Source organism: Acinetobacter sp. CAU_H_29a_1 (assembly GCF_058599505.1).
Window position 1 is genome coordinate 1368376 of sequence record NZ_CM178655.1, and the last position, 24320, is coordinate 1392695.

At 40.3% G+C, this 24320-nt stretch carries 23 protein-coding genes, 1 other RNA gene and 1 pseudogene; 18 read left to right on the top strand and 7 right to left on the bottom strand.

The window, feature by feature from the left end:
- Positions 1 to 30: 30 nt before the first annotated feature.
- Together glnG and glnL are read right to left on the bottom strand one after the other, a co-directional pair.
- Entirely contained in the window at positions 31 to 1512 is a 1482-nt protein-coding gene (glnG, locus tag AC4MDD_RS06770) for a nitrogen regulation protein NR(I) (RefSeq protein WP_004981946.1), read from the bottom strand.
- On the bottom strand, positions 1499 to 2608 hold the full coding sequence (gene glnL, locus AC4MDD_RS06775) for a nitrogen regulation protein NR(II) (protein WP_004696555.1): 1110 nt from the start codon (positions 2606 to 2608) through the stop codon (positions 1499 to 1501). Before glnL ends, glnG begins: the two co-directional genes overlap by 14 nt.
- A 351-nt stretch (positions 2609 to 2959) precedes the next feature.
- Here glnL and rimO point away from each other — a divergent pair, with 351 nt between their 5' ends.
- The 12 genes from rimO to lpxA all read left to right on the top strand — a co-directional run bounded on the left by rimO (position 2960) and on the right by lpxA (position 15220).
- Positions 2960 to 4303, top strand: a complete 1344-nt coding sequence (gene rimO / locus AC4MDD_RS06780; RefSeq protein ID WP_148825854.1) for a 30S ribosomal protein S12 methylthiotransferase RimO — start codon at positions 2960 to 2962, stop codon at positions 4301 to 4303.
- A gap of 43 nt (positions 4304 to 4346) precedes the next feature.
- The gene (pyrH, locus tag AC4MDD_RS06785) at positions 4347 to 5075 is read left to right on the top strand and encodes a UMP kinase (RefSeq protein WP_004696558.1); all 729 of its coding nucleotides are present in this window, start codon (positions 4347 to 4349) and stop codon (positions 5073 to 5075) included.
- Positions 5076 to 5154: 79 nt separating this feature from the next.
- Entirely contained in the window at positions 5155 to 5709 is a 555-nt protein-coding gene (frr, locus tag AC4MDD_RS06790) for a ribosome recycling factor (protein WP_004981941.1), read from the top strand.
- An 8-nt stretch (positions 5710 to 5717) separates the two neighbouring features.
- Positions 5718 to 6470: a polyprenyl diphosphate synthase gene (uppS, locus tag AC4MDD_RS06795; protein WP_004696563.1), complete on the top strand. Its 753-nt coding sequence runs from the start codon at positions 5718 to 5720 to the stop codon at positions 6468 to 6470.
- A gap of 3 nt (positions 6471 to 6473) precedes the next feature.
- On the top strand, positions 6474 to 7298 hold the full coding sequence (locus tag AC4MDD_RS06800) for a phosphatidate cytidylyltransferase (protein ID WP_114837241.1): 825 nt from the start codon (positions 6474 to 6476) through the stop codon (positions 7296 to 7298).
- A complete protein-coding gene (ispC, locus tag AC4MDD_RS06805; RefSeq protein ID WP_335999093.1) occupies positions 7299 to 8495 on the top strand; it encodes a 1-deoxy-D-xylulose-5-phosphate reductoisomerase in 1197 nt (398 codons plus the stop codon). It abuts the gene before it with no gap.
- Positions 8496 to 8497: 2 nt separating this feature from the next.
- Entirely contained in the window at positions 8498 to 9853 is a 1356-nt protein-coding gene (gene rseP / locus AC4MDD_RS06810; protein WP_491882444.1) for an RIP metalloprotease RseP, read from the top strand.
- Positions 9854 to 9898: 45 nt separating this feature from the next.
- Positions 9899 to 12343, top strand: a complete 2445-nt coding sequence (gene bamA, locus AC4MDD_RS06815) for an outer membrane protein assembly factor BamA (RefSeq protein ID WP_491882445.1) — start codon at positions 9899 to 9901, stop codon at positions 12341 to 12343.
- A gap of 33 nt (positions 12344 to 12376) precedes the next feature.
- On the top strand, positions 12377 to 12871 hold the full coding sequence (locus AC4MDD_RS06820) for an OmpH/Skp family outer membrane protein (RefSeq protein WP_491882446.1): 495 nt from the start codon (positions 12377 to 12379) through the stop codon (positions 12869 to 12871).
- A 3-nt stretch (positions 12872 to 12874) separates the two neighbouring features.
- Entirely contained in the window at positions 12875 to 13942 is a 1068-nt protein-coding gene (gene lpxD / locus AC4MDD_RS06825; RefSeq protein WP_491882447.1) for a UDP-3-O-(3-hydroxymyristoyl)glucosamine N-acyltransferase, read from the top strand.
- 7 nt (positions 13943 to 13949) lie between these two features.
- Positions 13950 to 14435 (top strand): 3-hydroxyacyl-ACP dehydratase FabZ, encoded by a 486-nt coding sequence (gene fabZ, locus AC4MDD_RS06830; protein ID WP_010326983.1) that lies wholly within the window; start codon positions 13950 to 13952, stop codon positions 14433 to 14435.
- Entirely contained in the window at positions 14432 to 15220 is a 789-nt protein-coding gene (lpxA, locus tag AC4MDD_RS06835) for an acyl-ACP--UDP-N-acetylglucosamine O-acyltransferase (protein ID WP_078388772.1), read from the top strand. Before fabZ ends, lpxA begins: the two co-directional genes overlap by 4 nt.
- A 58-nt stretch (positions 15221 to 15278) precedes the next feature.
- Here the strand turns inward: lpxA and AC4MDD_RS06840 are convergent, their stop codons facing one another.
- Positions 15279 to 16124, bottom strand: a complete 846-nt coding sequence (locus AC4MDD_RS06840) for a YbgF trimerization domain-containing protein (protein ID WP_491882448.1) — start codon at positions 16122 to 16124, stop codon at positions 15279 to 15281.
- A 274-nt stretch (positions 16125 to 16398) separates the two neighbouring features.
- On the opposite strand from AC4MDD_RS06840, the gene ffs reads away from it, so the two are divergent.
- An RNA gene (ffs, locus tag AC4MDD_RS06845) (signal recognition particle sRNA small type) lies at positions 16399 to 16495 on the top strand.
- A gap of 458 nt (positions 16496 to 16953) precedes the next feature.
- On the opposite strand, the gene AC4MDD_RS06850 is transcribed toward ffs, so the two are convergent.
- The 4 genes from AC4MDD_RS06850 to AC4MDD_RS06865 all read right to left on the bottom strand — a co-directional run bounded on the left by AC4MDD_RS06850 (position 16954) and on the right by AC4MDD_RS06865 (position 19933).
- The gene (locus AC4MDD_RS06850) at positions 16954 to 17559 is read right to left on the bottom strand and encodes a regulatory protein RecX (protein WP_491882449.1); all 606 of its coding nucleotides are present in this window, start codon (positions 17557 to 17559) and stop codon (positions 16954 to 16956) included.
- 105 nt (positions 17560 to 17664) lie between these two features.
- Positions 17665 to 18708 (bottom strand): recombinase RecA, encoded by a 1044-nt coding sequence (gene recA, locus AC4MDD_RS06855; protein WP_005401034.1) that lies wholly within the window; start codon positions 18706 to 18708, stop codon positions 17665 to 17667.
- 114 nt (positions 18709 to 18822) lie between these two features.
- Complete coding sequence (locus AC4MDD_RS06860) at positions 18823 to 19266, bottom strand: RNA-binding S4 domain-containing protein (protein ID WP_004696588.1); 444 nt, start codon at positions 19264 to 19266, stop codon at positions 18823 to 18825.
- A complete protein-coding gene (locus tag AC4MDD_RS06865; RefSeq protein WP_491882450.1) occupies positions 19259 to 19933 on the bottom strand; it encodes an HAD-IA family hydrolase in 675 nt (224 codons plus the stop codon). The genes AC4MDD_RS06860 and AC4MDD_RS06865 overlap by 8 nt, the downstream gene beginning before the upstream one ends.
- Before the next feature lie 570 nt (positions 19934 to 20503).
- Between AC4MDD_RS06865 and AC4MDD_RS06870 the strand changes: the two are divergent.
- The 5 genes and pseudogenes from AC4MDD_RS06870 to AC4MDD_RS06890 all read left to right on the top strand — a co-directional run bounded on the left by AC4MDD_RS06870 (position 20504) and on the right by AC4MDD_RS06890 (position 24293).
- Positions 20504 to 21096 (top strand): annotated as a pseudogene (locus AC4MDD_RS06870) (LysE family translocator).
- Between the two features lie 243 nt (positions 21097 to 21339).
- Positions 21340 to 21585 carry a hypothetical protein gene (locus AC4MDD_RS06875; RefSeq protein ID WP_004696593.1) on the top strand — a complete coding sequence of 82 codons (246 nt, stop codon included), beginning with the start codon at positions 21340 to 21342 and terminating at the stop codon, positions 21583 to 21585.
- 320 nt (positions 21586 to 21905) lie between these two features.
- Positions 21906 to 22151: a hypothetical protein gene (locus AC4MDD_RS06880; RefSeq protein WP_004696594.1), complete on the top strand. Its 246-nt coding sequence runs from the start codon at positions 21906 to 21908 to the stop codon at positions 22149 to 22151.
- A 501-nt stretch (positions 22152 to 22652) separates the two neighbouring features.
- Positions 22653 to 23507 carry a 3'(2'),5'-bisphosphate nucleotidase CysQ family protein gene (locus AC4MDD_RS06885; RefSeq protein WP_491882451.1) on the top strand — a complete coding sequence of 285 codons (855 nt, stop codon included), beginning with the start codon at positions 22653 to 22655 and terminating at the stop codon, positions 23505 to 23507.
- 54 nt (positions 23508 to 23561) lie between these two features.
- Positions 23562 to 24293 (top strand): histidine phosphatase family protein, encoded by a 732-nt coding sequence (locus tag AC4MDD_RS06890; protein WP_491882601.1) that lies wholly within the window; start codon positions 23562 to 23564, stop codon positions 24291 to 24293.
- Positions 24294 to 24320 lie beyond the last annotated feature (27 nt).

Below are 24320 nucleotides of genomic sequence, written 5' to 3' on the forward strand. Positions count from 1 at the left end.
TTTGAGTCGGTTATGAAGCTGAATCTGCTTTTAGTTTTCTAAAGCTTCTTCTTCACTTTCATCATCTGCGGTATCCATACCTAGCTCTTTAAGTTTACGCGTAAGGGTGTTACGCCCCCAACCGAGTAACTCAGCCGCATGCCGTTTACGGCCACGGGTTTGTTGCAGCGCAGCAATGATCAATGTACGTTCGAACATTGGGGTTGCGATATCGAGGATTTTCATCTCGCCATTTTTTAGTTTCTGCACAGCCCATTGACCCAATAACTCGTCCCAATGGTGGACTGCAATACGATCTAAGTTATGCGCGGCTTGTGCATCTTCACCTGAGCGGGTAATTGGAATTTGCTTCAGCTCTGACGGTAGGTCTTCAGGATAAACTTCACGTCCTGTAATCATGACCGTTAACCAGCGGCAAGTGTTCTCGAGTTGACGTACGTTTCCTTGCCAAGGCAGCTGTTGCATATATTCTTGCGTTTCAGGGCGAAGAATTTTAGGGCTGACGCCTAATTCTTTGCCTGCACGCGCCAAGAAGTGTTGCGCTAACATTGGGATGTCTTCGCTACGATGCGCCAGTTTTGGAATGTGAATACGAATCACGTTCAGACGGTGATATAAGTCTTCACGGAAGCGACCATCATGGACCAATTTTTCTAAGTCTTGGTGCGTTGCCGCGACAATACGTACATCCACTTTTACTGGGATATGCCCACCGACACGGTAAAACTCGCCATCAGCCAGCACACGCAGTAAACGTGTTTGCGTTTCGAAAGGCATATCGCCAATTTCATCTAAAAACAGCGTTCCACCATTGGCCTGTTCAAAGCGACCTTGGCGCTGGGTGTTGGCGCCAGTAAATGCACCTTTCTCATGACCAAAAAGCTCTGTTTCAATTAGGTCTTTGGGAATCGCGGCCATGTTGAGTGCAATAAAAGGTTTGCTGCTCCGTGGTGAGTGGCGGTGTAGCGCATGCGCAACTAACTCTTTACCTGTACCAGATTCACCATTAATTAACACTGTAATGTGTGACTGAGACAAACGACCAATCGCGCGGAAGACTTCCTGCATAGCAGGAGACTCGCCAATGATTTCGGTCGATTGAATCGGTGGTACCGTTTTTGCCGATTCTTGCTGCTGCATTTTGGTGATGTGCAAAATCGCACGATTCACTAAAGCTAAGGCTTCATCAATATCAAAAGGCTTGGGTAAATACTCAAATGCGCCTGTTTGATAACTTGAAACAGCAGACTCTAGGTCAGAGTGAGCCGTCATAATAATGACAGGTAGATCAGGATAGTTGGCTTTAACTTTCGCTAAAAAAGTTAAGCCATCGATGCCGGGCATTCGAATGTCGGTCAAGATCACATCGGGTGCATCTAAACTGAGTTGGTCTAAAGCAGATTGAGCTTCTTCAAAACTTGTGACGTCAAAACCTTCTTCTTTGAACGTTTTTTCCAGCACCCAGCGCATGGCGCGATCGTCATCAATTACCCATATTTTATTTCGCGACATGGTTTAACTCCCAAGGTATATATAAGCTAAAAGTTGTTTTTCCAGGAACAGATTGGCATTCAATCATTCCGTTATGTTGATGCATAATATTTTGCGCAATACTTAAACCTAGTCCTGTGCCTTTAGCACGACCCGTGACCAGCGGGTAAAACACGGATTCTAAAATTTCTTCTGGAACGCCCGGACCATTGTCTTCGATATCAATCCGTACCACAGAGCGTTGCAGTACACCATTGATGGTCACTAAACGTTGAATACGGGTGCGTAACATTAGTTCAGGTTGGTGGTCGACAAAGAACTCTTTATTTTCAGTCATGGCTTGCACTGCATTGACGCTAATGTTCAACATGACTTGTATCAGTTGATCACGATCGGCCATCACTTCAGGTAATGACAAATCATAATCACGGGTGATCTTAATTTTCTTTTTGGTTTGGTTGGTAATGAGTGAGCGAACACGCTCTAAAGGCTCATGTACATTGACCAACTCATAACTTGGGAGCTGACGTGAACCAAGCATGGTGTCTGCTAAATTACGTAAGCGATCGACTTCACTAATAATAATGTCGGTGAACTCGCTATATTGAGGATCATTGAGGCTACGTGCTAAAAGTTGTGTAGCACCGCGAATTCCGCCTAGCGGATTTTTAATTTCATGTGCAACACCACGAATGAGTTGGCGTGCAACTTGATGTTGTTGTAAGAAGTTTTCTTCCTTGGAAATTTTGAGCATCCGATCAATCGGATTGATCTCAATTAAAAGCAAAGGATGGTAGGGTTTATTTGAATTTAGCTGTGACACGGTATAGTCAACATGAATATCTTTAAAGTTGACCTTAATGATGGCTTCACGGCGGGTGTAGTGTTGTCCCGAGTTTAAAGTATTGAGAAGTGCTTCTTCTGTATTGAACTCATCATTGGGTGCATGGAGTAAATTAAGCGCAGGTTGGCCAGAGGCACGTAAAAGACTGATATCAAATAATGCTTCGCAAGAGGAATTTAAGTAAAAAATATTTAATTTACTGTCGACCAATAGAATCGCAGTGGTCAAATTGTCCACTAAAAGGCGATAGTCGATAGAAATAGGGTGATCCATTAGCGAATGTATCCTGTATTAAAATAGCGCAATGGCATCTTGATAAAGCATTAACCGTTCCAAATAGCGGACTGAATTGATGCAAATAAAGCAAAATGCACGCCAACTTTGATTTTGTATAATGAAATGAGCACACTTTTTTTGCGGAATGCGCTGTAAATGAACGATTAGCTAAAGATATAGCGGATTCTAAAAATCAAGTAAACTGAAAGTGACTTAAAATGGTGCGTTATACTGATTCTACTACAGTGTTGGTTTTATTTTGGTGCATTAAACAAAGAGTGTGGAATCGATCTGTTTTTATAAACAGAAAAGACATACAATACGCGCATTCTAGTGGAGCGCAGATTCATGAAATCCCCCAAAGTCGGTTTTGTTTCTTTAGGTTGTCCTAAGGCATTGGTTGATTCCGAACGAATTTTAACTCAGTTGAAGACTGAAGGTTATGATGTAGCATCAGATTATGATGGTGCGGATTTAGTTGTTGTAAATACCTGTGGTTTTATTGAATCTGCAGTGCAAGAGTCTTTAGATGCCATTGGCGAAGCCATGAGTGCGAACGGTCGTGTAATCGTTACGGGCTGCCTAGGTAAAGACGAAGACAAAATTCGCCAAATGCACCCAAATGTCTTAAAAGTGACAGGGGCGGCTGCATATCAAGAAGTGATGGAAGCCGTGCACCAATACGTGCCTGAGCCACCAAAACACAACCCATTTATTGACCTTGTTCCAGAACAAGGGATTCGTTTAACGCCGAAGCATTATGCGTACTTAAAAATCTCAGAAGGGTGCAACCATCGTTGTACCTTCTGCATTATTCCAAGTATGCGTGGTGACTTAGTGTCTCGCCCAGTTGGTTCTGTTTTAGAAGAAGCGGCTGCGCTTAAACGTGCTGGGGTAAAAGAAGTACTCGTTATCTCCCAAGATACTTCTGCTTACGGCCTCGACACCAAATACAAATTAGACTTTTGGAATGGTCAACCTGTTAAGACAAAGTTCTATGACATGTGTGAGGCCTTAGGTCAACTGGGTATTTGGGTGCGTTTACACTATGTATATCCATATCCACATGTGGATGCAGTGATTGACTTGATGGCACAAGGCAAAATTTTGCCTTATTTGGATATTCCATTCCAACATGCAAGTCCAAAAGTTTTAAAATTAATGAAACGACCTGCACATAGTGAAAATACACTTGAGCGTTTAAAGCTGTGGCGTGAAAAATGTCCTGAATTGGTGATTCGTTCAACCTTCGTTGTGGGTTTCCCAGGCGAAACTGAAGAAGATTTTGAGATCTTGCTTGAGTGGTTGAAAGAAGCACAACTTGATCGCGTAGGCTGCTTCACCTATTCACCTGTTGAAGGTGCAACAGCAAACGACTTGCCAGATCACGTGCCTGAAGAGATTAAGCAACAGCGTTATGAACGCTTTATGGAAGTGCAACAGACGATTTCTGCTGCAAAACTTCAAAAGCGTGTTGGTCAGAAAATGACGGTGCTGGTTGATGAGCTGGATGAGGAATTCCCAGTTGCGATTGCACGCTCATACGCAGATGCTCCTGAAATTGATGGCAATGTCTTTGTGGAAGATATTGATAAAAGCCAGATTAAATCAGGCGATTTGTTAGAAGTCGAAATTACCGATGCAGATGAATATGATCTGTATGCACAGTTGATTTCGATTAAATCGAATTAAGACACAAATAAAATTTTAAAATTTAGATATTGGAGTTATTGCGATGTTGGATTCTAAAAAACCACGTTTTGAACGCATCTTACTGAAACTTTCTGGCGAAGCGTTGGCTGGAAATAAAGATATGGGTATTGATGCTCAAGTACTTGATCAAATGTCTTTGGCTATTGCGCACTTAGTAGGTTTGGGTGTGCAAGTCGGGATCGTTGTGGGTGGTGGTAACTTATATCGCGGTAGTCAATTACAAAAAGATGGTTTGGTTGGTCGTGTAACGGGTGATCAAATGGGTATGCTTGCAACCGTGATGAATGGTTTGGCATTACGTGATGCTTTGGTACGCCGGAATATCAAAACGCGTTTGATGTCAGCATTGCCAATTGGTGCTGTAGTTGAATCATACTCAAGCCGTGATGCCATTCGTCACCTAACACAAGGTGAAGTTTGTGTGTTTGTCGCAGGTACAGGTAACCCGTTCTTTACCACAGATACAGCAGCATGCTTACGTGGTATCGAGATTGAAGCCAACCTGATCCTAAAAGCAACGAAAGTTGATGGTGTCTACAACAAAGACCCAAGCAAATATGATGATGCCGTTAAATATGACACTTTAACCTTTGATCAAGTGTTAGATGAAAAATTGGGTGTGATGGATTTAACAGCGATTTGTTTGTGTCGTGACCATAATGTGCCGCTTCAAGTCTTTGACATGAATAAAGCAGGTTCATTGCTTTCAGTAGTTATGGGCGAAAAAGAGGGTACTCACGTAACGAACTAATGTACGTGACCTCGAAAGCTCTTTATACTACACGCTATTTTAGAATTTATATCTTTTCGAATTAAGTAAGGAAGATCACATGATTAACGATCTTAAAAAAGACGCAGAAGACCGTATGAACAAGTCACTTGACTCGTTAGAACACGGTTTTGCCAAGGTTCGTACAGGACGTGCGCATCCATCTATCTTAAACGGGGTAATGGTTCCTTACTATGGCTCAGATGTGCCATTAAACCAAGTGGCAAACGTGGGTGTTGAAGACTCGCGTACCTTGTTGATTCAGCCATTTGAGCGCACGATGGTTGCAGCAATTGATAAAGCGATTCGTGAATCAGATTTGGGTTTAAACCCGATTACGGCTGATGCGATTCGTGTTCCAATGGCTGCATTGACGGAAGAAACACGTCGTGACATGCAAAAAGTTGCGCGTAACGAAGCTGAAAATGCAAAAGTTGCAGTACGTAATATTCGCCGTGATGTACTGGGCGACATCAAAGCATTGTTGAAAGAAAAAGAAATTTCTGAAGATGATGAACGTCGTGCATCTGATGATATTCAAAAAATCACAGATAAGTTTGTTGCTGAAATCGACAAACGTCTTGCGAATAAAGAAGCTGAGTTGTTGAAGGTCTAATTTGTATAATGACCGATTCAGAAGATAAGCTTACTCTTCCAAAACATGTTGCCATCATCATGGATGGCAACAATCGTTTTGCCAAAAAAAATGCAATGCAAAAGGGCGATGGTCACCGTGAAGGAAAAAATGTCCTTGACCCGATTGTTGAGCATTGTCGAAAAAGAAATATTCAAGCATTAACCGTTTTTGCTTTTTCGAGTGAAAATTGGAAGCGCCCTCAAGCTGAAGTTGATTTGCTCATGAAACTGTTGGAAGACACGATTCATGAACAGTTGCCTCGTATGCATCAATATCAAATGTCTTTACGTTTTATTGGTGATCGTTCTAAATTATCTCCGCAATTGCGTGACTTAATGTTGCATGCCGAACAAGACACTGCTAATTTCGACAAGATGACTTTGACCATCGCAATTAGTTACGGTGGGATGTGGGATATGGCGCATGCGGCTAAGCAGATTGCGCTTGCTGTTCAATCTCAAGCGTTAGATCCTGAGCAAATTGATGAACATATTTTTGGCCAATACGTAAGTTTGAGTGATTTACCGGCTGTGGATCTATTGATTCGTACAGGTGGGGATTTTCGTTTATCGAACTTTATGTTGTGGCAAGCAGCTTATGCAGAGCTTTACTTCACTCCAACTCTTTGGCCAGAGTTCAGTGTAGAAGAGTTTGATGACGCCTTGGCTGTATTTGGTGGGCGTGAACGTCGTTTCGGGAAAACGACGGAACAAATTCTACAAGATAAAATTGAGAACTAATAAATGTTAGAGCGGATTATAACCGCATTGGTTTTGGTGGCCGTTGTACTGAGTTGTATGTTTGCAACCCAGTCACACTATCCAATGTTTGTGCTGATGATTATTGCGGCAGGGGTCGCAGGCTATGAGTGGTTTAAACTCATGCCCCGTACAACAAAAAATGTTAATAAACCTCTAGCATGGGGTTTTGGTTTACTAAGTGCTGGCCTTGCTACACTTGCTTTATACTTTAACGATATTGCGCTTCTACTTTGGGCTGCCTCTATCCTATGTTGGCTGCTAAGCCTGTATTGGGTTAAATCCTATCCAAATTATGATGCTTGGTATAATTCAACCCTTAAGGTGGTTGGTATTGTTCTGATATCTTCAGCTGTGACCGCTATTTTTGCACTCTGGAAGATGTCTCCATGGTGGCTAATGTACCTGTTTTTATTGGTTTGGGGTGCTGACAGCGGAGCATATTTTGTTGGGCGTAAACTAGGTAAGCGTAAACTTGCACCTGAAGTGAGTCCAAATAAATCGTTGGAAGGGCTTTATGGTGGTGTGATTACGGCCATGATCATCGTGGTTGCTGTTGAAATCCTCTATTTAGACTTAACATACGCTCAGCATTTATTATTTCTTATTTTATCTGTAGTGACTGTATTTAGCTCAGTTTTAGGTGATTTGTTTGAGTCTATGATTAAACGTCGTGCTGTAATTAAAGACTCAGGTCGTATTTTGCCGGGGCATGGTGGAGTACTGGATCGCATTGACTCGCTACTGGCTGCTGCACCTATCTTTGCTGCGGGTGTATATGTGTTAAAACTTATTGGCGTAGATTTGTAAATGTCTCAATCTGTTTGTATTTTGGGTGTTACGGGTTCGATTGGGCAGAGCACCTTAAAAATATTGCAACAACATGCTGAACGCTATTCTGTGTTTGCTGTTACGGCACATAGTCGGATGCAAGAACTTGTTGATATTTGTCAGCAGTTTCAACCTAAAATTGCAGTTGTACCTCAAGTTAAAGTGGATGAACTGCGCCAGCTCCTAGTCGCAGCCAATTTACAAAACATTGAAATTTTGGCGGATGAGGCAGGCCTCATCGCGGTTGCTGAACATCCAGAAGTGGATGTGGTGATGGCGGCGATTGTGGGCGCTGCAGGTTTAATGCCGACGTTAGCTGCGGTAAAAGCAGGAAAGCGTGTTCTTTTGGCAAATAAAGAAGCGCTAGTGATGTCGGGTGACATCATGATGCAAGCTGCTCATGATCATCAGGCTCTTTTACTTCCTGTAGATTCTGAGCATAATGCAATCTTCCAATGCTTGCCGCAGACCTATTTACAAGCTGAGCGTCACGGACAGCCGAAACTCGGCGTCTCTGGTATTCTTCTGACCGCATCCGGTGGGCCATTTCTAAAACATAGTTTAGATGAATTACACAATGTAACGCCTGCACAGGCGTGCAAACACCCGAATTGGTCCATGGGACAGAAGATTTCGGTTGATTCGGCGACCCTTATGAACAAAGGGTTAGAGCTAATTGAAGCTTGTCATCTTTTTTCAATCGAAGAACATTTTGTTACAGTAGTTGTGCATCCGCAGAGTATTATTCATTCCATGGTGCAATATGTGGATGGTTCAACATTGGCGCAAATGGGAAATCCTGATATGTGTACGCCGATTGCACATGCTTTGGCATGGCCTGAGCGTATTCAAACCCATGTTCCAGCTTTAGATTTATTTAAAAATCATCAGTTGGATTTTCAAGCGCCAGATACGCATAGATTCCCTGCATTAAGCTTGGCACGTCAAGCGATGAAAACTGGGGGTACAGCCCCTGCGATTTTAAATGCTGCCAATGAAATTGCGGTTGCTGCATTTTTAAATCAACAGGTGGGGTTTATGGATATTCCTGCTATTGTTGAACACACTTTGAATACCATCCCACATCAAGCAGCAACACAACTTGATGTTATTTTAGAAGCCGATCGAAACGCACGTCATGTTGCTCAGCAATATGTGGTGAATATAGGAATTTAAGCATGAGCGCCTTGTTTATGATTGTTGCGGCAATTTTGCTTTTAGGCCCACTTATTGCAATACATGAGTTTGGGCACTATTTTGTTGCGCGTAAATTGGGCGTAAAAGTTTTAGTTTATTCCATTGGTTTTGGACCAACGGTTTTAAAGTGGACGTCTAAAAAGTCTGGTATTCAATATCAGCTTTCAGCATTGCCCTTAGGGGGGTATGTCAAAATGCTGGATGAGCGTGAAGGCGATGTTGCTGAAGAGGATGTGCCCAAAGCATTTAATCGTCAATCACCTTGGAAGCGTATCGCAATTGTTGCGGCTGGCCCATTGATTAACTTGGTATTTGCAATCTTTCTGTTTTGGATTTTGTTTTTGCCTGCACAAGAGCAGTTGAATACACGTGTGGGTAAAGTGCTACCTAATACATCTGCAGCACAAGTTCAAATGCAAGTGGGCGATAAAATTACCGCTGTTGATGGCTTAACGACACCCACTTGGGAAAAGTTGAATTTTGCCTTGGTTGATCGTGTAGGTGAAACGGGATCAATCCAAATCCAGGCCGAACGTGCGGGACAAGTTAAGACATTTAGTTTGCCTATTCAAAACTTCTTGAAAGATCAAACACAGTCTCCGCTTGATGTTCTGGGTTTTACGCCTTATCGACCTAAAATTCCTGCGGTCGTGACTAAGTTGAGCGAAGATGGTGCAGCCATTCGTCAGGGTATGCAACAAGGTGACAAAATTGTCGCGATTGATGGCATCAAGATGAATGATTGGTTTGATGTGGTACAAGTGGTTCAAGCCTCGCCTGAGAAATTGTTAAAAATTGATGTGCTTCGTCAAAATCAATTGGTACAACTTGAAGTGATGCCACAAGGTAAACGCGACAATATGGGCAAGGTTTCTGGTGTCTTAGGTGTGCAAAGTGACCCTGGGAAAATCAGTATTCCTACAGAATATAAACAAACGATACAATATAATCCTGCCGAAGCCTTCATGATGGCGGTGGATAAAACTGGTCAACTTTCGAGTATGATTTTGAACTCGATTGTAAAAATGGTGCGCGGTTTGATTGGTCTAGACAACCTATCAGGACCGATCACGATTGCCAAAGTCGCAGGACAAAGTGCGGAAATGGGTTGGCAAACTTTTATCTCATTTATGGCACTGATGAGTGTAAGTTTAGGGATATTAAATTTATTGCCTATTCCTATGCTTGATGGTGGACATTTGGTCTATTATTTTATAGAACTAATACGTGGTAAACCTGTTTCTGAACAAATACAATTGGTTGGTTTAAAAATTGGTATGGTATTGCTCGGAAGTATGATGCTTTTGGCACTATTCAATGATTTTATGCGTTTGTAAAAAAGCGTAGATACGGAATTAAATTTTACATCGGAAAAAACTGGCATGCAGCACACACATTTATTTATGCCTTTGGCGCTCATCAGTGCTATGGCAACAGTACAACAAGTATATGCAGCAGAAGATTATATAGTACGTGATATTAAGGTTGATGGACTTGTTCGTTTAACGCCAGCAAATGTCTATGGAATGATTCCGTTGAATAGTGGGGATCGTGTGAGCGATGCAGCACTTGCCAATGCCATTCGTAGTTTATATGCAACAGGTTTGTTTGATGACATTAAAACAGAAAAGCAGGGTGATGCGCTGGTTTTCAAAGTTGTCGAGCGCCCACTAATTTCTAAAGTTGAATTTAAAGGTAATAAACTCATTCCTAAAGAGGCCTTGGAAGAAGGCTTGAAGAAGATGGGAATCACCGAAGGTGAAGTGCTGAAAAAATCAGCGCTACAAACGGTTGAGTCTGAGCTTGAACAGCAGTACATGCAGCAAGGTCGTTATGATGCTGATGTAAAAGTTGTGACAACAGCGAAGCCGAACAACCGTGTAGACCTTACTATTGAGTTTGTTGAAGGTAAGGCTGCAAAAGTTGTAGATATCAATATTATTGGTAATACCGTATTTAAAGAAAGCGAAATTGAACAAGCGTTTGCGGTAAAAGAAAGTGGTTGGACGTCCATTATTTCACGTAATGACCGTTATGCACGTGAAAAGATGGCTGCAAGCTTAGAGTCTTTACGTGCGCTTTATTTAAACAAAGGCTATATCAACTTTAATATTAATCACTCAAGCTTAAATTTAAGTGAAGATAAAAAGAATATTTTTGTTGAAGTTTCAGTGGATGAAGGCGAACAGTTTAAATTTGGCGAAACCAAATTTTTGGGCGATGCTTTATACACCCCAGCAGAGCTGAAAGCTTTACAAATTTATAAAGATGGCGATATCTATTCACAAGAAAAAGTGAATGCGGTTAAGCAGTTGCTTCTACGTAAATACGGTAATGCGGGTTATTACTATGCAGAAGTGAACGTCGTGCCTCAGATTGATAAAGAAACTCATCTGGTGGATTTAAATTATTATGTGAATCCAGGTCAGCAAGTAACTGTACGTCGTATTAACTTTACCGGCAACACGAAAACTGCGGATGAAGTATTACGTCGTGAAATGCGCCAAATGGAAGGTGCGCTGGCAAGTAATGAGAAAATTGATTTATCGAAAGTTCGTTTAGAGCGTACAGGTTTCTTTAAAACTGTAGATATCAAACCAGCACGTGTTCCGAACACAGCCGATCAGGTTGATTTAAACATTAATGTTGAAGAGCAGCACTCAGGGACCAGTACATTGGCAGTTGGTTTCTCGCAAAGTGGTGGTGTAACCTTCCAGGCGGGCTTAAGTCAAACCAACTTCCTGGGTACGGGTAATAGCGTTTCGATTGATTTATCCCGTTCAGAAACACAAGATTATTATAATTTAAGTGTGACCGATCCGTACTTCACCATTGATGGTGTGCGTCGCGGTTATAATATGTACTACCGTAAAACCAAGCTGGATGAAGACTATAACGTCAATAACTATGTAACGGACAGTTTTGGTGGTGGTATTAACTTTGGTTACCCAATTGATGAAAACCAGAGTGTCAGCGCAGGTTTAAATATTGACCAGACAGAAGTGACCACAGGTAATGGTGTTTCAACTTATGTTCGTGATTATTTATTGGCAAATGATGGTAAGGAGATTGGGAAGTCAGAATATTGTATAGATACAGCTGATCCATGTACGAAGCAATCCAAACCTGATCGTTTTTCAGGAGATTACCTAACATATAACTTAAATTTAGGTTGGTCTTACAATACGTTAAACCGTCCCGTGTTCCCGACATCGGGTATGTCACATCGCGTGAATGGTGAAATTGCATTGCCAGGCAGTGATGTGGAATATCAAAAAATCACTTATGATGCGCAAGCCTTCCAGCCGTTAGGCAAGGGCTTTGTACTGCGTGGTTATGGTAAGTTGGGTTATGGTAATGATCTGCCATTCTATAAAAACTTCTATGCCGGTGGTTTTGGCTCGGTTCGGGGCTATGACAACAGTACTCTAGGTCCTAAATATGACAGTGTGTATGCTGAAAATACGGGATTAGAAAACTTTGATCCCGAAGAAGTCGGTGGTAATGCTCTAGTACAATTTGGTACGGAACTGGCTTTACCCTTACCGTTTAAGGGTGATTGGACACGTCAGGTTCGTCCTGTACTGTTTGCTGAAGGTGCTCAAGTTTTTGATACACAATGTGACGTTCCTACAAGTGAGGCAAGTAAACAATATTGTAAAGATAACTTCGGTTTCGAGCTTGATAACATGCGCTATAGCGTGGGTGTAGGCTTTACTTGGATTACGATGATTGGTCCATTGTCTCTCAGCTATGCATATCCATTGAATGATAAAGAAGGCGACGAGACAAAGAACATTCAATTTGAAATCGGTCGTACCTTCTAAGGTCGACCTTTTCTCTACATGAAAGATATAAATATGAAAAAACTTCTTACAGCTTTAACACTTACAGCATTAACTTCTACAGTGGTGAATGCTGCTGGCTATGGTGTGGTGGATCTTGAGCGTGTTGTTGAAAATAGCACCTATTTAAAACAGCAAAATTCGAGTTTTCAACAGAAAATTCAACCGCAAAGTACCAAGCTTGATCAACTCAGTAAAGAGCTTCAAGACTTACAACAGCGCTTACAAACAGGTGATAAGCTGAGCGCTGCGGATAAGCAAAAAATGGTGACTCAGTATCAAACCAAAATGAACGAGTTCAATACTTTACAACAGACCATGCAAAACAGTGTGCAAAGCTCGATTCAGCAAGTACGTACTGTATTTGATGGTCGTGTGAAGCAAGTTGCTGAACAATTGCGTAAAGAAAATCAATTAGATGTTGTTTTGAATAAAAACTCAGCACTTGCCTATGACGCTAAGTATGATTTAACTGATAAAATGATTCAAAAGGTTAACGCAATTAAGTAATCAATGAATCCTCAACAGTACCGCTTAGAAGATCTTGCTCGTTTAGTCCAAGGTGAGTGTGTAGGTCAAGCTGATTTAATCCTTAAGGGATTAGCAAGTCTAGATTCGGCAGAATCTAGACATCTTGCATTTGTAAATGGTGAAAAGTATTTAGAGCAAGCACTGCAGTCTAAAGCTGGAGCATTCATTGTTACAGCAGATCTGAAAAATCACTTGGTTGAACATCAAAACTTTATTGTTGTTGCCAATCCTTATTTAGCCTTTGCGATTTTGACCCATGCTTTTGAGGTTAAACACACTGAGCAGGGCATTGAAAGCACTGCACAGATACATCCTTCTGCAATCATCTCAGATACTGCTTATATTGGTCATTATGTAGTCATTGGTAAAAATTGCGTTGTTGGCGATGATACGATTATCCATTCCCATGTCAGCATACATGATGGTGTTGAAATTGGCCGCGGTGGTTTAATTGAATCACATGTAAATCTGATGTCATGCAAAATTGGTGATCGTGTCCGTATTCATGCCAATACGGTGATTGGTAGTGAAGGTTTTGGTTTTGCCCCTTATCAAGGGAAATGGCATCGAATTGCTCAATTGGGTTCGGTCATCATTGGAAATGATGTACGGATTGGTTCAAATTGTAGTATTGATCGCGGTGCATTGGATGACACAATTTTGGAAGAAGGTGTCATTATTGATAACCTTGTGCAAATCGCCCATAACGCTAAAATTGGTGCCAATTCGGCTTTTGCTGCCAATACTGCAATAGCCGGTAGTACAACCATTGGCAAAAATTGCATCGTAGGTGGTGGGTCTGCAATTGCAGGGCACTTAAATATTGTTGATAATGTCACTTTAACTGGAATGTCAATGGTCACAAATAATATTTCTGTGGCTGGAACATATTCTTCAGGAATTGGACTGTTTGAAAATCAAAAGTGGAAACGCACCGTTGTTCGTTTAAGACAATTAGCAGATGTGCCATTGACCCAATTGGTAAAAAAACTTGATCATATGCAGGCTCAAATCGAGTCCCTTGAATCAACAATTAAATTGCGTAAATAGAAATATGATGACTGAGTCGAATTCTACTAGTTTCACGAAACCTGAATTGCCAATGACGATTCAAACTATTCGTGAGTACTTACCACACCGCTATCCTTTTTTATTGGTCGATCGTGTTGTTGATGTGACTGAAAATGGAATTGTGGCGTATAAAAATGTGTCTATTAATGAAGAGTTCCTTCAAGGCCATTTCCCTAATTATCCAATTATGCCTGGTGTTTTGATTGTCGAAGCATTAGCGCAAGTTTCAGGTATTCTTGGTTTCATCATGAACAATGAGAAACCAAGTGAAGGTTCTTTGTTCTTGTTCGCAGGTGCAGAGAAAGTTCGCTTTAAAAAGCAAGTCGTTGCAGGCGACCAATTAGTGTTAAAATCAGAATTGGTCATGCAGAAACGTGGTATTTACAAATATAATTGTATTGCCACCGTTGACGGTGTAGTAGCAGCATCTGCGGAAATTATGGTTTCGCATCAGAAAATAGAGCAATCATGAGCAATAACGAATTTATTCACCCAACAGCAATCATCGATGCATCTGCCGTGATTGCAGCAGATGCAAAGATTGGACCGTATTGTATTATTGGTCCAAATGTCACTATTGGTGCAGGTACGCAGTTACATTCGCATGTGGTGGTCGGTGGTTATACGCGTATTGGAGAACAAAATGAAATTTTCCAATTCGCAAGCGTGGGTGAGGTCTGCCAAGATCTAAAATATGCAGGTGAAGAAACCTGGTTAGAAATTGGTGACCATAATAAAATTCGTGAGCATTGTAGTTTACACCGTGGTACGGTTCAGGATCACGGTATAACCAAGATTGGTAGCCATAATCTTTTAATGGTGAATACGCATATTGCACACGACTGTGTGGTCGGTGATCATAATATTTTTGCAAACAATGTCGGCGTGGCTGGCCATGTTCATGTAGGTGACTATGTGATTGTCGGCGGTAACTCGGGTATACACCAATTCTGTAAAATTGACTCTTATAGCATGATTGGTGGTGCATCATTGATTGTAAAAGATGTCCCTGCTTATGTGATGGTTTCTGGTAATCCTGCACATGCTTTTGCGATGAATGTTGAAGGCATGCGTCGTAAAGGTTGGTCTAAAAATGTGATTCAAGGTTTACGTACTGCATTTAAACTGATCTATAAAGAAGGTTTAACGACAGAGCAGGCTTTAGAACGTATCCGTGCAGAAATTTTGCCTGAAGTTGCTGAAGCACAGTTGCTCATTGACTCGTTAGAACAGTCAGAGCGTGGCATTGTGCGTTAAGCTTATTCCAAAGATAAAAAAGACACTTCGCGTGTCTTTTTTTATATCTATAGGAAAATTATTTCTTAAAGAAAGAGGCTTCTTCAGACTTGGGATATTGCTTAAGGAGTTTGGCTTTGTATTGATTGGCTAGAGTCGTGTTTTTATCCACTTCTTTGGCAATATTGTAGAGTTGATAGACGGCTCGAGGCGCGCGTGAAGAGTTTGGATATTGGTTTGCCACAATCCCGTAGTTCTTTTTTGCTTCTGCATAGTTGGTGGGTTCAATCGCTAAATTAAATTCCGCTAACCAGAAATATGCATTGCTGATGTAAACACTGTTGGGGTTGTTTTTAATAAAATTCTGCATGGGTGCAATCGCTTTCTTCGCACCACCTTGCTTATAGGCATCCAATGCGACAGTATACGCGGCTTTTTCTAGCTCAGATGGTTCTGATGTGTTTTGAGTACTGACCACTATAGGTGCTTTGTTTACTGCGGCCGCGGTTGTGCTACTGCTGGCGTTGGTGATTGTGGTGTTACTGGGAGGAGTATCCTGTTGGTTATCCTCCGTTGTATTGCTCGCTTCAGGATCTACTTTTTGTTGAAGTAACTCTAAGCGTTGATCTAGGTCAGCGTAACGGTTTTCCAACTCATGTTTGAGTTGAGCGATCTCATTGTCTTGTTCTTCAAGTTTACCGCGTAAGCTACGCAAATCACTTTCTAATTGTTGGTTCTTTTGCATGATTTGCCAATTAATATTGGTTGCTGTTGCACTCGCACCTGTGTCTACTGCGATGCTGGTTGGATTGACACTATTGTTCGTTGCTTGGCTTAAGCCGCGAGATTCAATTGGAATATTGGCGAAAACAGGCATTGTGCAAAGTAGGGTGAGGGCACATAGGCTATGCTTCTTTAGCATCATAAAATATCCGTGTTATAAGGCTTTGATGGGGGATACATCAAACAAAATTCATTTACCCCATTAAAAACGGCAACGTTATGAATTGCAATAAGCTTTTACATTGTTGTCGTATATTTAGGTAAATGAATGTAGCCTAGTCGTTACTAATAATTGAGCGATTTTTCTTGAGTTTGTTTTATAAATAGTCAATTGAATGAAATGCTTATTGAAAAGTCGTTTATAGGCTTGCAACTTAGGGAAAAATCTCTATACTCTGTTCTTGCAATGGTAGCCCTGCTGGTTACTTCGCAATTGTATTCTACGAACCCCGCCAGGACCGGAAGGTAGCAACGGTAGTAGAAATATGATGTGCCGAAGGCTTGCTGGTAGGGTTGCCACCATATTCATTTATTAAAAATATAATAATCAATATACAAATATATTGTATGTAGACCAAATTTAAAATATCTTTCCATTGACTGTTATTAGGTTTGTATATTTCTTATTCTCTTTACCCTTAGCTTTTGTTTTAAAGATTCATTTACTCTATTCCGCACCTCTTTTTGCTCTCTAGCATTTGTACTTTTTCTTAGGTGATGTATTTTAATATCACGTTAAATCGCGATCATTTAATTTATCGAAAATTATTTCAAGCAATAGAAATCATTGCATTATTTTTTATCTTACTCGTCTTGTATATATTGAAGATTTTCTGAATTTAGTTTGATTTATATTTATTTAAGAGTGTTATAATTCATTAACGATTACATGTAGTTAATGTTGGGTGTGAATATAAGATCAATATTTATAAAGGTGATTTGGGCATAGCTTGGTCAAGAGTGAATGGTGATTAGTCATCAACCCTGCGATTAATCGCTTTCATAATCGCGTCCATTTCAAAGCCACGATACATTAAAAAACGGATTTGCTTGGCTTTTAGTTTTGGATCTGTTGCGACCTCAGTTCCATACTTTCTAACTTTGAGTTGATAGGCTTGTTCGACCCAATCCGTTTCTTTCAATTCTTCTAAAATTAAACCAGTGTCAATCTTTTTGGTTTTTAGCGCCATTTTAATGCGATTAGGGCCTTTGCCTTTACGCTTTTGGCTCGATAGCATGATCTCAGCTACGCGTTGATCACTCTGATAGTTTTGTGCTGAAAGCTCTTCAACCAGTGTAATCACTTCTTCTCGGTGCATTGCCCATGTGGCCAATTTTTCAATCAATTCTGCTTTTGAATATTCTTTACGTGTTAATACTGCAAAGGCATAAGAACGTAGACGAGAACCTGTTAAACCTGTGGGTTTGGGTTGATTCTCTTCATCAAAATCTAAAGCATCATCAGTTTCTTGTGTTACCTGCGTGTGGCCGTATTGAGTAGCGAGGGATTCTTCCTCGCCAAATTGTTGTTTGAGAGCATCGTAGTCAAGGAGTTTGGGAAATTTTGAATTAGGCATAATTGGGTATGAAGTAGATCTGAATAAACAAAACGCCCCGTAGGGCGTTCTTAGTGTAAGCCTAAATGTCGTGTAATAATATTTAATCTTTTTCGATACTTTTAATTAAGCATCTAAAAAGTCTGGCTCTTCTTCATTCTCTTCTACAGGCGCAGCGTTTGCAGTCGTCAGTAGTTTTTCTCGAATGATTTTCTCAATGGTTTCAGCCAACTGAGGGTTTTCTTCAAGGTGACGGATCACATTGTTTTTACCTTGGCCGATTTTATCACCTTGGTATGAATACCAAGCACCTGCTTTTTGTACGATTTCTTGTTGAACAGCTAAGTCTACAAGTTCGCCCAAGTGGTTGACGCCTTTACCATATAGGATTTGGAAGAGCGCTTCGCGGAATGGAGGTGCCATTTTGTTTTTGACAACTTTCACTTTGGTTTCAGAACCAACGATTTCATCGCCTTCTTTGACTTGACCTACGCGACGAATGTCTAAACGCACAGACGCATAGAATTTCAACGCATTACCACCAGTCGTGGTTTCAGGGCTACCAAACATTACACCAATTTTCATACGAATTTGGTTAATGAAAATCACCATACAGTTTGAGCGTTTTGCATTACCTGTAATTTTACGTAATGCTTGGCTCATTAAACGTGCTTGGAGGCCCATGTGCGAGTCGCCCATTTCACCTTCAATTTCCGCACGTGGTGTCAATGCTGCAACAGAGTCGACAACGATGAGGTCAATGGCACCAGAGCGAACCAGCATGTCTGCAATTTCAAGTGCTTGCTCACCATGGTCAGGTTGAGAAACCAGTAGATTGTCAATATCTACGCCAAGTTTACGCGCATACTGTGGGTCTAAAGCGTGTTCTGCATCGATAAATGCACATGTACCACCTGCTTTTTGACATTCGGCAATCGCTTGTAAAGTCATGGTTGTTTTACCTGAAGATTCAGGACCATAAATCTCAACGATACGACCTTTCGGTAAGCCGCCAATGCCTAGTGCAATATCAAGTGTCAAAGAACCCGTTGATACCGCTTCAACAGCTTGTACGGTGTTATCGCCAAGACGCATTACTGTGTTTTTACCAAACTGCTTTTCAATTTGGCTTAGCGCAGCATTGAGCGCCTTGCTTTTATTATCATCCATCTTACAACCTCAAAACGATGTCACGGATATTTACTGAATATGCTCAGTATAGTGACAGATTTAGTCTGTATCTTCTATAAAAGTCAGATCGTGTGCGACACAATATGACGCATGTCATTCATCATCATTATAAGACCAATATTGGTCAAATTGTTGATCATTTTCTTGTCTAAACTTACTGATATCACGTCGGTCTTTTTTACTTGGACGATGATCAGGTCGAGCTAGATTATGCAACTTTCTTTGGCTTGCAATCAATTCCCGTCGTGTAATACTGACTTCAGTTTCTTCATATAATTTTTGAGCAACAGGAGCAGGGCCACGTACGTCAGAGAGTTCTTTGATCACCACGGTTTTCTTGTCAATACCTTGCTGTATGGTGAGCTCCATCCCAACTCGAACTTCTCTCGACACTTTGACACGTTCGCCATTGTGGTGAACTTTGCCCCCTTCAATTGCATTTTTGGCAATGGAGCGCGTTTTAAAAAAACGTGCTGCCCATAACCATTTGTCAATGCGCATGCCTACAGCATCTTCCGCTAAAGTGGATTTACGCATATTTAGCCGTGACCTCAGCTTGCTCTAAATAAGGAATTAAATCGGTGAGCTGATTTAAGATCGGATAAGGGCTGGATGTCTTGCTTTGACCTAGTGATGAGGGTTGAGCAATGGTAAATAGGTTTTGAATACCATAACTTTCAGCACCTTTTAATACTTTTTCAGTGTCATCGATAAAGTAACACTGTGTGGCTGCAAAAGGATGGCGTTTATGTAGATGTTGCCAAAACTCAGTAAACTCTTTGGCATGACCGAGAGTTTCACTGCTAATGATGACATCGAAATATGAAGCCAGTTTCGTGTGTTCAAGTTTGAACTTGAGTCCCTCGCAGTCCGCATTAGTGGCGAGCCAGCAAGGGTAGCCGTTACTTTTTAAATAGTCGAGAAGTTCAAGGCAGCCTTCACGTAGCCCAACTTTATGCTTAAATTCCTGCTGTAAGGCGAGTGTATCTACGCCGACTTTGGCTGTCCAAAAGCGTGTAGAATACCAATTGAGTGTGTGATTATGGGTTTGATAAAACTGAAACAGCGCTTGAGTACTTTGTTCTAAAGAGCACTGGTGTTGTTCAGCATAACGGATAGGAAGCTGATGATTCCAAATAAAATCATCATAGGCAAGATCCAGTAATGTACCGTCCATATCAAAAATGATAATTGGCTTTTCCACTCAAAAAATCTCCAATGTTTCAAAATTCAGCAATGGCTATAGAAAACAGTTAGTAATCGATCTAGCAGTTTTGCTTTATGCAAATATGGCGTAATTATAGCGTATAGCTGCATAAGATGACGGATTTGCATAGCCCATTGTCAAAAATTGAAGAAGACGGGATCTCAATTTTTTAAGTCAGAGCATATAAGATGTGTTAACTGCACATTGATCCATAACAATATTGAAATTTCAGTATAAGGAATGATTCACTTTATGGAGAAGGAAGAGCTTTTATAAACTTTTGATGAGAACACTTCGAGCTATCATTTGAATGTATGGGCAGTAGAGAATGAGTTTTTTAAATTTGTATAAAAATAATACAAGATTACGGTTTAGCAGTGCATTTTTGCTGATGTCCAGATGATCTTTAGCAAGTTGTGTTTATTACTTAATGTTAGATAAATAGACTATTAAGAATTTGTTTTATAAGGTGTTTTTTTGTATTAAATTTTTTTTACATTTAAAATATCGACAAATAAAACGAAATATTGAAGTATTTGGCCAACTTTATGAGGAAAAGGATAGTGAATGTTTTCATGGCTTTTTGTAAGTTTGGTCATTACCATCCTTTTAACACCCGGACCAACAAATACCCTTTTAGCCTCATCAGGCATTGAAACGGGTGTTAAAAAATCCCTGAAATTGATTCCAGCAGAAGTGGTGGGTTATTTTATTGCCATTAGCGTATGGGGAGTTTTAATTGACTCTATTGCTGAATCTCTACCTATTCTGCCACCCATCTTGAAGCTTTTTAGTGCGGCTTATATTATTTACTTGGCCTTTAAATTATGGAAAACCTCTACTGTTGCTGCTGACCTAAATCAGCCATCGATTACAGCGAAGGCGCTTTTTTGTGCGACCATGTTAAATCCTAAAGCGCTATTATTTGCGTCAGCCGTTTTCCCAGCTGTAGCATGGTCAAGTTTGCAAGCCTATACGGTGCATATGGGGCTATTTTTATGTTTAATTGCACCGATTGCATTGTTTTGGGTTTTATTGGCTCTGTCTTGGTGGCCAATAAAATTTCATGGTTGAATCAAAAAAATTTACAACGGACTGCATCATTAGTTTTGGTCAGCTTTTCAGTACCGCTTAGCTATTCGGCTCTCATGTCTATCTAATTCATCAAACTTTCATTTTACATCGATAACATAAAAACCACCTGAGGGTGGTTTTTATGTTTGAAGCTAAATTTAAACCACTTCAGCTGGTGGAGAAAGGTTGGCTGTATTTAGCGGATTAATGCGATAAACGTAAGTTTTCTGACAAAAATGAAAATAAAAAATAAAGTGGTTTTGATGGTTATTTACACAAGAATCGGTTAAAAAAGATGTGGCAAATGAGAATAAAATAGAGAGGAATGCATGAGTGAATTAAATTTAGATTTTTTAGATGAAACCTTAGATAAATATGAAGCAAAAGGTAAGAAAAAGGCCATTAAAAAAATCCGTATTGGTTATATGCTCTATGCAAAGTTTATGTCGAATAAAAAATTTGCAGAAAATGTAATGAGTTCATCTTTAGATCCAAATAAGCGGACTTATCGCAATACCAAGATTAAAATTACGCATGATGAATATGAGTTAACCTTTTTACGTAATGATGATTAAGGATTGAATTGTGTTAAAAAGCCTTAAGGTTTCATTTATTTGAAATATTTGGGCTGTAGAGTGTGCGGCATAAAGAAATGAAAATATAATGATTAGATGATGTTTGTGCAGTTAAGCCTGTTTATTTGGAGAGAGGTAAACAGGTTTTTTATTATAATAACTTTCTGGTCTGAGTGATTGCAGGCAAAAAGCCCGATTTGTTTTCATGCTGATCGGGCTTTTATTTTTCTATTGAAATGAAAATAGTGAGAAAGATGATTTCTGACATCTTTTGATCATATTATTCATGGATAATCTTTTTTATTTTGAGTTGCTTCGATATGTCAATTGTTACTGCAAATGAACTAGACGATATTCTAAAAGAATTAATTTCCAAAAATAAAAAGCCTGAAAAGATTTTGATTGGTTATAAAGCATATAGCGAGCTTATGAATGACCGAAAGTTTTTGCATGAAGTCGCTAGCTCAGCTATGGATCCGAATAAAAGAAAGTATCAAAAGATTAAGATCAAAGTCACACAGGATGAATATCAATTAGAAGTGAAGTGTTCAGATAAAAATGAGTAGGTGTACCGTAATTTAAAAAAACTAGAGGAATGCCGCATTTTTTAATTGATGTATTTTAAATACAGGTTTATACTGCACTCGAAATTAAAGCGCTGTAGCTTTTCTTGTTTTATATCCCACGCTCCCATGCGTGGGATTTTTTTGCGCGATGATTTTTCCTAAAGTAATCACTTGGATGTATAAAGTTGAAAAGAAATTAAGAGTAAGCACAAATTAGAAACGGTCAGCTTGTGACTTTCTCTGGTCTCAATATTTAAGGTGTGGGTAAAGGTAAAGTCAGGTTGATTGGACTACTCAACCCAAAGTCAAAAGAAGAATTGGAATTGAGTGATATTTCCTGAGTGTCTTAGGCGTATAATGTTTTTAAGGCAGTGTTTTGAAAAGTATTCGTGTGCGCTCACTCTAAGGTGACAGTATAACGTTGAATATGAAGCGATCAGCATGCTGCTATTTCACAGATGAATTTCTCTATCTATAACTTGATGAATAAAAGGCGATCTCATGTTTAAGCCCACAACTGCACCTCAAGATGCACTGATATTGCAACTTGTACCGATTGTGACTCAGGCATGTGAGATTTTGCGAGAGGAGTATCAAACTTATGTTGCAGGTGGTGATTTTACAGTTGAGCGAAAATCCGATCATTCACCCGTCACGCAAGCAGACTATCGTGTCAATCAATTTATTACCGATACTTTAAACAGCACCTTTCCTCATTTGCCAGTTCTTTCTGAAGAAGGGCAGCATGCGCATAGACAGCAGTGGCAGTCTTTTTGGATGCTTGATCCTTTAGATGGTACCAAAGAATTTTTGCATCAACGTCCTGAATTCACCATTAATCTCAGTCTTATTGAGGGTGCGTATACAATTTTTGCTGTGCTGGCTATTCCTTGTGAACAGCAAATTTACTTCTGTCCACTACAAGGTCAGCCTTTAAAATACAATATTGAAAAAGACGTATGGTCTGTATATGTTCCAGTTGAAAACTACAGTGCTGTTCAAGTCGGCTTAAGCCAAAGTAGTCAGAGCAAACCGCAGTATCAAGTGTATTTAGAGCAGTTGGAAAAACTTACGCCTATTCAAGAGTATCGTGCAGGGAGTGCATATAAGTTCTGCATGGTGTTGGAAGACCGAGTCGATATTTACCCGCGCTTTCACCCAACGAGTGAGTGGGATACCAGTGCTGGACAGTGTTTATTGGAGCGGATAGGTGGTGGTTTGGTTGATTTTCAGGGACGACCATTTGTATATAATCAAAGATTGAGTTTACTGAATGGCGGTTTTATTGCATATCGAAATAACGATATGAAAAAACTGGCATTACAAGCACTTGAACTAATGCCTTCGTCGGCTTGAGCTAAAAACTGAGCGTGCTATAGTGTTTTTTGAATTATTGAGTTGCTAGTGATTATGGCCTTAGAGTTACTCCCGCCTAGTATGTTGAAGGCAATCGATTTATTGCCAGATGCAAAAACGCCAGTGACGTTGTTTACACGTCATTCCATTCGTGAAGTTGTTACGGGTCAGGGGCTTGCAGGCTATGATTTACAGTTGACGCATCAAGGGCGTGATTTGGCGGAGGCGTGGGGTTCTTATCTGATCGATAATACGGATCGAGTGATACAACACTGTATTTCTAGCCCAATTCAACGTTGTATTGATACCGCTGCATTAATGATTCAAGGGGCAGATGGACAAACCCTTGAGCCGAATACCCACCATATTGAAATTATCGAACAAGGTTTACTGGTTGAGCCAGGCAGTTTTGTTTTGGATATTAAGCAAGCTGGGCCTTATTTTCAGCGCCAAGGCGCTCTAGGATTTATTAATAGCTTTGTTAATAATGCTTTACCCGGTATGAAGCATCCAATTCACGGTGTCGTAGATGTATTGGAGCTCATATATAACACGCATCCGAACAATCCTTATGGTTTGAGCCTTGCGGTCAGTCATGACACGATTTTAGCCGCGATTTTGGCGGTTATTTCAGGGCGCACGATTGTGACCAAAGAAGACTGGCCGAAAATGATGGAAGGTCTTTTCGTATGGTTTGAGGGAGATGTGTTTTTGGAATCAAAATTGAAATGGATTTGGCGTGGGGAAATGAATGAACTGAATATTCATGAATTTCAAAATCTGTAAGTGCTTTTTTTATTAATAAAAAATCAG